Below are 12686 nucleotides of genomic sequence, written 5' to 3' on the forward strand. Positions count from 1 at the left end.
CCATATATGTAGGGTTAGTCCACGCTACTAGTATCTTGATACCCTCTATGCCCTTCACAGGTAAGGCAATCCTACTTCCAACCACTTCTCATTCGCACATTTACCACTTCATCTGTACTATATCCGCGTTAAAAACAGCATGCAGTGTGACTGAGTCAATAATTCAGTTCACGCTGTCAGGATTGATAAGGAAAATAATGATGAAGCGTATTCCTGAGCCATTCCGGATTAAGATGGTTGAGCCGATCAAAATGACCACTTTGGCCGATAGAGAGAAGGCTCTGGCGGAAGCTGGTTTGAACCCTTTCTTGCTGCGCAGTGATGATGTCTATATTGATCTGCTAACAGATTCTGGCACTGGGGCCATGAGCGATAACCAGTGGGCCGGTTTGATGTTGGGGGATGAGTCTTACGCAGGTAGCCGCAACTATTACAACTTGTGCCAAGCAGTGGAGCACTTTTTTGGTTATAAATTAACCGTTCCCGCCCACCAGGGCCGTGGTGCTGAACAGATCCTGTTTCCCGCTCTGATTGAGCGTATGCGCCAGGTACGTGGTGGTACTACACCAGTCTTTATCTCCAACTATCACTTCGATACCACCGCGGGCCATATTGAGTTGAATGGTGGCAAAGCGGTTAATGTGTTGGACAAGCGGGCCTTTGATACCTTAACGGCTTATGACTGGAAAGGTAATTTTGACCTGGATCTTTTGGTCGAGACCATTAAGGAGCATGGGGCGAATAATATTTGTGCAATTATCACCACGGTAACTTGCAATAGCTCGGGTGGCCAGCCAGTTTCCATGGCGAATATGCGCGCAGTATATGAGATTGCCGCGAAATACGATATTCCAGTAGTGATCGATTCGGCACGTTACTGTGAGAACGCCTACTTTATCAAGCAGCGCGAAGAAGGTTATCAGGACAAGTCGATCCTGGAGATTATTCGCGAGATGTATCAATACGGCGATATGCTGACCATGTCTGCCAAGAAAGATCCGATGGTGAATATTGGTGGCCTATGTTGTATCCGTGATCATGAGGAGCTTTTCCAGGCGGTGCGTACCCGCTGCGTACCCATGGAGGGCTTTGTAACCTACGGGGGCATGGCGGGGCGTGATATGGAAGCATTGGCGCGGGGTCTTTATGAGGCCGCCGATGAAAATTTCCTGCAATACCGCATCAGCCAAGTAGCCTACTTAGGTGAGCGTTTGCGCGAGGGTGGGGTGCCCATTCAGTCTCCAACAGGTGGCCATGCGGTGTTTGTCGATGCGGCTAAGATTCTGCCGCATATCCCACCAGAACAATTCCCCGCACAAGTTTTAACTAACGCGCTGTATCTGGAAGCGGGTATCCGTGCGGTGGAAATTGGCTCCTTATTGTTGGGGCGTGACCCGGAAACCGGTGAACAGAAGAAGGCGGATTTGGAATTGATGCGCCTGACGATTCCGCGTCGTGTATATACCAATGATCATATGGACTATATCGCTGATGCGATTATAGAGCTGCAGAATCGAGCACATGAATTGAAGGGGCTGACCTTTGAATATGAGCCGCCAGTGTTGCGACACTTTACGGCTAGATTTAAGTCTCTGTAAGTAATGGATGGCTCAGGAAATTTCTTTTAGTTTTTTCTGCTGGGTCATTTACCTCCCTAAAAGGGCCCTTCGTGGGCCTTTTTTTTCTGAAGTTCTGATCTGCTACCACGCGCTGGCTTTTTCTTTCCCTGTCCGTTGGCGATAAATGTACCCAGGTGCTAAAGGCTGCTCCCCAGTTTTCTAATGAGCCAAGGGCTCCTGGAGTGACGGGGCAGTCTGGCAGTACTGTTTGTGTGAGTGCTTCGGAGAGCCCCTTTAGTTTGTGACTTATTAGTCTGGTTTTCATCTTGTATTCCCGGCAAATATCCAATTTAATTAATCAGGCGATTAATTAAATTGGATATCAAGTTGACTAACACCACACCCAGTCGTGGCCGTGGACGGCCCAGGGACCCAGAGCGTGAAAGGCAGGTACGCGAGTCCCTGATGCAATCTGCCCATAGACTTCTTCGTGAGAAAGCGTTTCGTGATATCTCAATTCGCGAGATCGCTCAGGGTGCTGGGGTAAATTCCGCCATGATCAGCTATCACTTTGACGGTAAAGAAGGGCTGATTATCGAGGTTATACGCGGTCAGTTTATGCAGAGTGGCCCGGCATTTCTCACTATGAGTCTGGGGGATAAGGAGCCCCGTCTAGAAACCCTGAGGGATGCAATGGCTCGTATTATCCGCCTTTATATCCGTGAGCCCTGGATACCCCGTTTTATTGTGGGGGAGGTGGCCTCCAAGCCTGGTCGAATGCGCGATTTATTCACCGATAGACTGGCATCTGTACTGGGCCCTATGTTGCGGGAGCTCTTACAAGCACTTCAATACGCCGGCCACCTACGTCCAGATTTAGATATTAATCTTATGCCGATTTCTTTTGTCAGTTTGGTTGCATTCCCCTTTATCGCGGGGGATCCCTTCAAGGAGATTTTCTCTTTTAGGTTGGATGAAGAAACCAGCGATAAGTGGATTGACCACACCGTTAAGTTGCTGCTCCATGGAGTGGCCAACAACGCTATAGCCGAGTAACAGTCGAATATTGGGAGATTGGTGGTGATGAAAAAGGTCCAACTACAGAAACTGATGAATCGCCGCCTGGTGCTTCCTATTCTTGTTGCCGTTGGTATTTCTCTTTCAATGGCATTGGTCATGAGTAAGAGCCCGCCCAACCACGATGTGCAGGATGCATTGATCACCCCGGTGAATGTTGTGTTGGTGCAAGAGCTGCCGCTACGTGCCCAAGCAGTAGCTTACGGTGAAGTGAAACCCAGCACCTTTCTTGAAGCCAATGCTGAGGTGAGTGGTCGGATAGTCTACACGGCGCCGGAGTTAGAGAGTGGAAATATTATTCCTGCCGGCACCCTGGTATTGAAAATTGATGACACTAGCTACCAATTAAACTTGGCGCGGGCTGAAAGTGATTTGGCAGCTAACCGTGCTAATTTGCAGGAACTCAAGGTGGAGGAGGTCAATAGCCAACGCTCTTTGGAGATTGCCGAACGTACGTTGAAGCTGGGTGAGAAAGAGTTAGAGCGCAAGCAAACGTTAGTGGCCAAGGGCACGGTTTCTCGCTCAAGTGTGGATGTCGAAGAGCAAAATGTGCTGCGCCTGCGTCAGGAAGTGCAAAACCAAACCAGTCAGCTCTCCTTATTTCCAACACGCCGCAAGGTAATCGAGGCCCAGATTGCGCGCTCTGAGGCTCAAGTGCGGGATAGTAAATACAGTCTGGAGCGTACCCAGGTAACCTTACCCTTCGATGCGCGTATTGGTGAGGTCCATGTAGAGGAAAATCAATATGTGGCAGGCAATGCGCGCTTATTCGATGCCAGTGGTCTGGATCAGGTGGAAATTGCCGCTGAGCTTCCCATGCTTCATGTGGCGCCACTGTTGCGTAATCTCAGACCAGGCAGTGACCTTGTGCCAGCGCCAGAAGAGCTTCCCAAAATACTATTGGGCTTGGAGGCGCGCATCACTCTGGTTGGTGGGCCTGGAGACAATGAGTGGAAGGGCCAGGTCGTACGTCTGGGAGGGGCCCTCGATAGTACCAGTCGTACGCTTTCAGTAGTGGTTGCCGTAGACGATCCCTATGGCGAAGCCCTCGCCGGAAAAAAGCCGCCGCTGTTTCGAGGCATGTATGCTCGTGTGGAATTAATAGCACCCTCCGCTCCTGCCCTAGCCATTCCCCGCCGGGCCTTGCATGAGGGTAGGGTGTATCTGGTGGAGGATGGCAAGTTACGCCTGCGGCAAGTGCAGGTGGATTACCATCAGGGCGATATTACGGTAATTCGTGCAGGCCTGTTGCCCGGTGAGCAGGTTATTGTCACCGATGTGATACCGGCGATTGATGGTATGGACGTGTCTGTGAGCAGCGGCCAGCAGGCCGTGGTAGTGAATACTGGAGGTACACTGCAGTGATTCGTTTTTTTGCCGCACACCCCACCGCAGCGAACCTGTTAATGGTTGCACTCATGTTGAGCGGACTGTTTGTCCTACCCAGTATGAAGCGCGAAACCATGCCGGAAATCGATAAATTCGAAGTGCAGGTTTCCGTCCCCTATGCCGGTGCCGCCGCTGCTGAGGTCGAAGACAGTATTTGCCTTCCTTTGGAGGAGGCCACTGACGGTATCAGCTTTATTGATGAACGCCTGTGTGAAGCTAAGGATAATCTCGGGCTGATGACTCTGAAAATGCAGGAAGCTGGAGATATGAACCAGTTTGTTGCGGATGTGGAGTCTGCGGTTGATAGCATTGATTCGCTGCCAGCAGAGAGCGAGCGCCCGGTAGTCAAGGAAATGGGGCGCACTCAAGGCGTTGTCAGTATTGCTATCAGTGCCGATCTGCCATTGCCACAATTGAATCAATTGGCGGAACACTATCGCCGCGAATTACTGCGTGACCCAGCCATCCCTATAGTGCGTATCTCGGGCTTCTCAGATCATCAGCTGCAGATCGAAATATCCGATTACAACCTGCGCCAGTACGGGCTCAGTGTGATGGAGTTGGCCAATATTATTGATCAGCAAGCCATTGATATGCCTGCCGGCAAGGTATCCACACCTGATCGTGAATATCAGCTGCGTTTTACTGAAGAGCGCCGTAACGTAGAAGAGTTGGAAAATCTTGTAGTCCTTAAAGGCGAAGATGGTGCCGAAGTGCGCCTTGGCGATATCGCGAAAATTTATGATGGCTTTGAGCTGGCGGAGGACAAGATTATTTTCGATGGTCATCGCGCAGCCTTGCTCAATGTAGAAAAAAACAGTGTGGATGATAGCCTGCGTGTACTGGAAGCTGTGCGTGCTTTTGTCGATCGTGAAAGTGCGAAGTTGCCCGAGGGGATCAAGCTAACCCTTACCCAAGACAGCGCCTCCATCGTTGCCGATCGATTGCAAATGATTATCTCCAATGCCTGGCAGGGCCTGATTCTAGTTGCCCTAGCGCTATATCTTTTCTTTAGTGGTCGCTATGTATTCTGGGTAGTGATGGGACTGCCGGTATCCTTTCTAGGCTCCTTTGCCCTGATCACCGCCATGGGCGTATCCATCAATATGATCAGCTTGGTAGGTTTACTAATTGCTATCGGTATTTTGATGGACGATGCCATAGTACTTTCAGAAAGTATTGCCAGCGAACATCGCGATGGTCGCTCCCCGTTAGAGGCTGTAGTGAATGGGACCAAGCGAGTTGCCCGTGGAGTCCTGTCTTCTTTTGCAACCACAGTGATGGTATTTGGTGGGCTGATCTTCATTAAAGGGGATATGGGGCAGGTGCTTAAAGTGCTGCCGATTGTCCTGATTTCAGTATTAATTGTTAGCTTGTTAGAAGCCTTCTTAATTTTGCCTGCACACTTGCGCCATGCGCTTGAACACAAAAGCCGAACACCCGCTTGGAAGAAGGCTTTTGCCAAACGCTTTGAAGGCTGGCGTGAGAGTGTGGGGCGTGCGGCAGATTGGGCCGTTAAATACCGTTACGCCTTTGTTGGTGGGGTGCTCGGTCTATTCTTTCTGACTGTAAGTTTGTTGCCGGCTGGGATTGTGAAGTTTCAGGGTTTTCCAACTTTGGAGGGCGATTTGCTGCAAGCTCGCATTCTAATGCCTCAGGGTACCTCCTTGCAGGATATGGAAAAACTGGTCGATAAACAGTTAGATGCTCTTGATTTAGTAGCCGCTGAATTTTCTGAAAGGGAAAGCGCTCCTCTCGTCAATCACGCAAGTGTAACCTTTGGTGTCAATGGTGATGCCTTTGAAACTGGACCCCATGTGGCAACGATTAATGTCGACTTACTGGCAGCGGAAGGGCGTAATACCAGTTTGGATGAATTGCGCCATGCTTGGCGTGAGGCTGCAGGTGAAACGCCTGGTGCGATCGCGATTCTCTATAAAGAACCAGCCTTAGGTCCCGCGGGCCGTGCTATTCACTTACGCCTCAGCGGACTGGAGCTGGATCAGCTGAAAGAGGTTTCTATTCGCTTGCAGAATTGGCTGCGAGGATACGACGGTGTAGTGAATGTGGTGGATGACCTACGTCCAGGCAAGCCGCAATTAAACATAAAAATGCGTGAGGGTGCCTACGCATCTGGCCTGGATGCCAGTAATGTTGCCAACCAGTTACGCGCGGCTTATCAAGGAATGGAGATTGATGAGATTCAGTACCGGGGAGAAACCTATGAGATCCAAGTGCGTATGGATGCGGATTCCCGTGGAGCCCTGAGCCGTTTTGATGAACTGGTCATTATCCATCCTGTTACCAAGCAGCGCGTCCCTTTGATTGCCATTGCCGATGTTGAGATGAATCGCGATTACGCACGGATTCAGCGAATAGATGGTGAACGAGTAGTAAGTGTATTTGCCGACGTCTTCACTGAGAAAGCTAATGCGGGCCAGGTGCTTGGGGATACCCAAGAGAAATTCCTCGCTGAACTTAAAAAAGAATTTCCCGGTCTTCGTGTCGATATGCAGGGAGAGATTAAGAACAGTGAAGTCACAGGTAAGTCCATCGGCAGCGCCTTGTTGGTCGGTGCTATTGGTATCTACCTGATATTATCTTTACAATTTCGCAGCTATGTAGAGCCCTTAATTGTATTGGTCGCCATTCCACTAGCGTTGATCGGCGTTATCTGGGGCCATCTAATTATGGGGCAGAATATGTCTATGCCAAGTATGATGGGCTTTGTCTCTCTTGCCGGTATTGTGGTGAATGACTCCATCCTATTGGTGGAATTTGTAAAACGGCGTGTACGCGAGGGTATGGATGTTCATAGCGCTGCAAGCCAAGCCAGTCGCGACCGCTTCCGCGCAATCTTCTTGACTTCCCTTACAACGATCGCTGGTCTTTTGCCCCTACTGTTTGAAACAAGCTTACAAGCCCAGGTGTTGGTACCTCTGGTAACCAGCATTGTATTTGGAATCAGTAGCTCAACGGTGTTGATCCTTTTGGTGCTGCCGGCGCTTTATGGAATTTTGGAGGACTTTGGGTTTACGGAAAACCTGGAGGAGGGAGACACGGCAGGTTCGCATCAGAAAGAAACACTTGTTGTAGCCTAGTTAATCCTAGACTTGAAGAAAGTCGTATGATCTTTCATGCGGCTTTCTTAATCGACTTTGCGCTTGGTGGGTCTAGGCGTTCGACCAGTTTTATTATTTTTACCGCTTGAACCCATATTGAAGTGTAGTGAGCAGTCTCGGTATGAGTCATGCTGACCTATTCAGCTTGATAAGAAGATGCATTGGATTGTCAGTGAAGCTGTCGTTGGAGTGGCTGGAAAGCAGAATATGAATATAAGTACCTATACACTCTCTGCAGGTTCTGCAGCGGTTTTCTGATTGAATTTGAATCCGGACTCCCTGGCAAAGTGGTTAACTAAGGTTTATCCAAAAATTCCTGTGCGTTTTTGCTAATGTTTGATTTATAGCTAGGCCTCCCAGACTATCCACTCTTTCTAGCCTAATTCCACTTAATTACTAGATGACGGCTTACGAATCTTCGTACTTGGTTGTTATCAATTTTGGTTTAGTTCCCACCATTTATTGCTGAGCAAAAAATCATCGGGGGATGAAGACCGGTAGAGCCATCTATTATTTGACGGCGTGCGACTCTTGTCGCATACTTGCCCTCGGTGTAGCGAAAATGCGATTAACGTCGCGAGAAGAAAATAAATGAGAGAAGCCAAACCCTCCCCCTCAGAGCTTACTTTGCTAAAGGCACTCTGGAAGCAGAGTCCACTAAGTGCAAGAGAATTGCATGAAGAGGTGAAATCAGAACTCTGCTGGTCCTATTCATCCACCAGGAAAACATTGGATAGAATGCGGGATAAGTCTTTTGTGATTCAGTCTGAAGTACACGGTATTCAAGTCTATAAGGCAGCTCTTGAAAAGGTCGAAACACTTGCACAATATGCCACAGACTTCGCCTCACGGGTTCTTGAGCTGGATGGTCCGCTTCCTATAGCTATGTTTGCTAACAGTAAATTAATGAATGATCAAGACCTGGAAGAGCTACAGGAAATGTTGAATGCCTGGCCTGAAGCAAACTGAATCGGGGAGGCTGTGAGATTATATGCAGGAATTACTATCCTCGTTGTCATTCTTTACGCCCAATCTTTTTGTTACATCCATATTTTCCGTAATTTGGGCATGCTTCATTTATATCACTGTAAGAGCAATAACCTCTCTGGCCAGTTTTAAGTCTAGGCGTGTTACTAGCTGGCGTAGCTTTTGGGTGTGTGTTTTATGTGTGATTAGTCTGCCATTTTTTCTTGCGCAATTTTTGGGTTTCTTTTCAACGGGCTTGGTACCTGAGTTTAGATATGATCTTACGCCTCCAGAGGCGGCTTTTAATTATACAGTAATTGAAAGTGCTCAGCTGGAGAATAAAACACTAACTTTGAATTATATCGACATTCTAACGGGCTCCTGGATGATTTTGTATCTTGGTGGGGTATTACTGAGCCTGATAATAATGTTTAGAAGGCATAGTCGATTGGTTAAAATGCTGGATATTGCTAATGAGGTGGACCTCAAGCGACAAGTTGTCAGTAATCTGCTAACCAGTAAACAGTCTGATTACCTGTCTAAAAAGAATGTAAAACTAATTATTACAAAGGCCCAGTGCTCACCTTTCGTTTTTGGTTTGCTTAACTTGAGGCTCGTTTTGCCTAGTTATCTAATGTCGATGGATGCCAAGGAAAGACAATTAATTATGGAGCACGAATTAACCCATATAAGAAGGCGAGACCCTTTGCTTATCATGGTTGCCCATGTTTTGGTGAGTTTTTTATGGTTCATTCCATTTGTTAGGTGGGCTAAAGAGCAAATGTTATGGGCTATTGAGCTATCCTGCGACCGAGAAGTATTAAAATCCTCCGAAATAGGAAGTGGAAGAGTATATGCCCAGGCAATGCTACGAACATTACAGCAGTGCTCTGGGCAAACCAGCTGTAAGGGTGTTGCTGCCTTTTCAGTATTTGAAGAGGCTAATCAGTTAACTTTTTTTAAAAAGAGAGTGGTGAATATCAGGGAGGCTGCTTGTGAAAGTTCTGAGCTTAATAGATTGGTTTCAGGGATCTTTAGAGGAGCACTTGTATTTTTTACCATATTTCTAATATTTTTTGGAGTTTTTGTAAATTCTAGCTTTTCAATCGCTAGCTCTAAAAAAGAAACATGGATAGCCCCGGTTGAAGGTGCACGTATAAGCAGTCAATTTGGAGGTTTAGAGGAGTTCAGAAGGAAACCTCACCTTGGTACGGATTTCGCAGTTCCGCTGGGTTCGCCAATAGTTTCTGTTACTAGTGGAATTGTTGTTGTTTCAACTGATCACTACAAACATAGAAATTACGGAAAGATAATTATAGTTGATCATGGAGATAATACACAGACACTTTACTCGCATTTAGATTCTCGGGAGGTGAGGGTTGGTGAAAATGTGAAAGCCGGACAAAAGATTGGAACAGTTGGTGTTACCGGGAAAGTAACAGGTCCTCATCTTCATTTTGAGTTGATTGAGCAAGGTGAAAGAGTTGATCCGGAACATTTGCTTGCATTGTGGTTTGGTTGAGATATGAAAGCGTGTCTAGTTGGAAATGCTGATTCTGAAAGAATACCGTTTTCTTTTGGCAGTATTACTCTTAAATTGATTTATATTCTAATGATGGTACTGCTATACCCAAAGGTACTTCAGGCAAAGTCTTTTGATCAGAAAGAGAGTATCTTTAAGCTTAATGAAGATGTTCTGTCTATATTTTATTCGGCAAAAACGGATAGGTTCTATTTGAGGGTGGAAAATACTCAAATTGATGAGTCTGAAATGGGTGGTGTATCCCTTGTTACCAATAAATATGACCGAATAAAGTCCGTATCGCTTGCTAAAAATCAGGGTTTGTTATCCTTGCTTATTGAAAACTCCGTTGGTCATAAGGATGCATATAGAGTCATACAGCTTTTATCTGAGCACTTTGATGTCAATGCAATACCAGTGGGGAAGGTTTTTCAGTTAACTTTTGATGAGCAATCACGGTTTCAAAGTATTGGGGTGAAATTGGCATTTGCTGAGAGTCTAGAGATTAAGAAATCTAGTCAAAAACTCATCGTTTTCAAGAAGAAAAACCCAACAACTTTGCAAAAACATTATGTTGAAGGTGAGATTGCAGGTAGCTTATATAAGTCTGGTCTACAGCTTGGTCTGAATAATGCGATACTGACTAAGCTGAATGAAATTTTAAGTTACGAGATAGATTTTCAGCGTGAGATTCGTTCAGGTGATCGCTTTTCCATCTTTTATAGTACTTTGCGGGATGATATAGAGGGTGATGAAGTTTTCAATGCAATACATGTTGCTAAGATTTCTCTAGAAAGTGATTCCGTTTCCCTTTATCGCTATGAAGATCGTGAGTCAGGCGTTGTTGATTACTTGGACCCTAGTGGAAAAAGCTCAAGAAGCTTCCTTATGAAGACTCCGCTAAAGAATGCACGTCTATCATCATATTACGGCAGACGTAAACATCCAGTATTGGGGTATACAAGAATGCATAATGGCCTTGATTTTGGTGCTCCATCAGGTACACCAATACTTGCCGCTGGAGATGGCACTATAGAAAGGGCCTCTTACTTTGGTAGCTTTGGAAATTATATTCGCATTGCCCATAAATCGGGCATTCAAACTATTTATGCGCACCTTAAAGGTTATGCCAAGGGTATCAAGGCCGGTATGAAAGTGAAGCAAGGGCAGGTGATAGGTTATCTTGGGGCTACAGGTAGGGTTAAGGGGCGGCATTTACATTATGAAATTCATAAAAATGGTAAAGCAATAGATCCACTTAGATTGGATCTTCCTACTTCTGATCGTTTAACAGGAAAAAGTTTGGAGCGCTTTTATGAATTTGTTGAGGCGGTAGATGAAACCTTAAGGGTCTACAAGGCACTTAAAAACTGAAAAATTATTTATTTATTTATTTGTTTGTTTGAGCTAGGGGCCCAGTATAAATGATAGAGCATTTTTTCTATCTTACGTGGATGGCAGAGCTTGAGCTTAGCTGTACTGCATGTTTGGTTTCGATAGTGATCGTTTATTAATAATGAGAGTAGGAAAGCAGAGGACTGAGATTTACCTTTGAGTGAGATAATGGTCTCGGTTGGATATAAAAATCTAAATTCCTTACTTGTTGCCAAGTAATTTTTTATTTTCGCTTCTGTGCCGCATGTCTCTCATATACCTGTGGTAATTGATGCTTTTATGATCTGATTGCTATTTGGGTAGGCAAAGGTTTTTAGGGTGCAAAAGTAAACTCTGAGGAGTAGGGTGTGTATAAGTTAAAACATATTGTAGTCGTGTTATTCCTATGTTCCGTTCCTGCGCTGGCTGAAGAACTTGTTGTTCCCAAGCCTGGAGCTTTTGAGCTAGATAATTCTGAGGTTTTTACAATTCATTCAAAAATATTAGGGCGAAAATATGATTTATACATTAAAACGCCTGCTGGCTATTATGATGATTCTCAGAGTGATCAAACTTATCCCACCCTTTATCTAAATGATGGCCCTTATACTTTCAAAGTCGCTGCAGGTGTGACACATCTGAAAAGTATGAATAAGGCGATTGTAATCGGTATCTCTTTTGCGCAAGGGGAGCTGGGACAGTTTAGTCGAGTACGGGATCTTACCCCGGTGGTTGATAAAAGTTGGAGGCGCTACAAGACCGGCGGTGCTCCAGAATATCTTAGGTTTATTGAGGGAGAGGTTATCCCGTTTGTAGAGAAAAATTATCGAGCAAACCCAGTAAAAAGAATCTTGGCTGGCCAGTCTTTAGGGGGGTCATTTGGTGCCTGGGTATTGTTGAATAAGCCGGATCTGTTTTCCAGTTATATTCTCACTAGTCCATCGCTTTGGTATAAAAATGAAATGATTTTTGATATTGAGGAGGCGTATTCAAAAAGGAATAAATCATTAAGTGCAAATATTTACCTTGCAACAGGTGCTCTGGAGACTAAAGAAAACGGGAGGATGAATCATGACATGGTGGGCGGTCACAAGGCCTTTGTTGGGCGTTTGCGTTCACGAAATTATCAGGGTATGTCTCTCAATGATGAGGTGGTAAGCGGGGCTGATCACTATTCAACCTTTCCAATTGGCTTGGCAAAAGGTTTAAGGTGGCTTTATCAGGATCAGTGGAAGATGCACTAATGCATCACGACATTGAATTTAGGTAAGCTCTTTGATCATCTGCTCATAGTAAATAGGTGAAACCTAAGTAGTGGAGGGTACCTTGGTGTGTATATGAAGCTAGTCTTTTTATAGCATTTCGGTATACCAAATCTTAGGTGTACCTATGACTTCAGCCTCTTTTCGGGAGTCATGTAACTCGTTACTGTTCACGAATGCTTCAGCTTTCTCCTTGGAGGTGAATTCATGAATCACGGTCACATTATTGGGGCTGCCTATTTCTTGATACACTGATGTATTTGTACTGCCCATTCGCTTTAAAATTGGCATGAAGTCTATAAGGACTCCCTGCCATTTATCAAAATCTTTCACTGAGGCCTGCATAAAGAGGTAAACCATTAGATATTCCTCAAGCAGTGGTTATTAGGGGGCGTCTGGACTAACTATAGCATCG

The 12686-nt window shown here is 45.8% G+C and carries 10 protein-coding genes; 8 read left to right on the top strand and 2 right to left on the bottom strand.

All coding sequences use genetic code 11. The features are described from left to right. The first annotated feature begins 200 nt into the window (after positions 1-200). Positions 201-1598, top strand: coding sequence for a tryptophanase (locus ACJJIB_RS10935; protein ID WP_252085756.1), 1398 nt, complete (start codon positions 201-203; stop codon positions 1596-1598). On the opposite strand, the gene ACJJIB_RS10940 is transcribed toward ACJJIB_RS10935, so the two are convergent. Next, positions 1585-1884: a hypothetical protein gene (locus tag ACJJIB_RS10940; RefSeq protein WP_444886064.1), complete on the bottom strand. Its 300-nt coding sequence runs from the start codon at positions 1882-1884 to the stop codon at positions 1585-1587. The genes ACJJIB_RS10935 and ACJJIB_RS10940 overlap by 14 nt on opposite strands. A 62-nt stretch (positions 1885-1946) precedes the next feature. On the opposite strand from ACJJIB_RS10940, the gene ACJJIB_RS10945 reads away from it, so the two are divergent. From ACJJIB_RS10945 to ACJJIB_RS10975, 7 genes are all read left to right on the top strand, one after another. Further along, complete coding sequence (locus ACJJIB_RS10945) at positions 1947-2615, top strand: TetR/AcrR family transcriptional regulator (protein WP_444886065.1); 669 nt, start codon at positions 1947-1949, stop codon at positions 2613-2615. A 27-nt stretch (positions 2616-2642) separates the two neighbouring features. After that, positions 2643-4001 (top strand): efflux RND transporter periplasmic adaptor subunit, encoded by a 1359-nt coding sequence (locus ACJJIB_RS10950; RefSeq protein ID WP_444886066.1) that lies wholly within the window; start codon positions 2643-2645, stop codon positions 3999-4001. Then, positions 3998-7126 (top strand): efflux RND transporter permease subunit, encoded by a 3129-nt coding sequence (locus ACJJIB_RS10955; RefSeq protein ID WP_444886067.1) that lies wholly within the window; start codon positions 3998-4000, stop codon positions 7124-7126. Before ACJJIB_RS10950 ends, ACJJIB_RS10955 begins: the two co-directional genes overlap by 4 nt. Positions 7127-7738: 612 nt before the next feature. Continuing rightward, entirely contained in the window at positions 7739-8116 is a 378-nt protein-coding gene (locus tag ACJJIB_RS10960; protein ID WP_444886068.1) for a BlaI/MecI/CopY family transcriptional regulator, read from the top strand. A gap of 199 nt (positions 8117-8315) precedes the next feature. After that, on the top strand, positions 8316-9635 hold the full coding sequence (locus tag ACJJIB_RS10965) for a peptidoglycan DD-metalloendopeptidase family protein (RefSeq protein WP_444886069.1): 1320 nt from the start codon (positions 8316-8318) through the stop codon (positions 9633-9635). Between the two features lie 3 nt (positions 9636-9638). Continuing rightward, positions 9639-11009 (top strand): M23 family metallopeptidase, encoded by a 1371-nt coding sequence (locus ACJJIB_RS10970; RefSeq protein WP_444886070.1) that lies wholly within the window; start codon positions 9639-9641, stop codon positions 11007-11009. A gap of 368 nt (positions 11010-11377) precedes the next feature. Further along, positions 11378-12253, top strand: a complete 876-nt coding sequence (locus tag ACJJIB_RS10975; protein ID WP_444886071.1) for an alpha/beta hydrolase — start codon at positions 11378-11380, stop codon at positions 12251-12253. Between the two features lie 108 nt (positions 12254-12361). Here ACJJIB_RS10975 and ACJJIB_RS10980 read toward each other — a convergent pair whose 3' ends face one another. Beyond that, complete coding sequence (locus ACJJIB_RS10980) at positions 12362-12631, bottom strand: hypothetical protein (RefSeq protein ID WP_444885089.1); 270 nt, start codon at positions 12629-12631, stop codon at positions 12362-12364. Positions 12632-12686: the final 55 nt, after the last annotated feature.

This window comes from Microbulbifer mixtoriginis (SeqCode), from assembly GCF_052467705.1.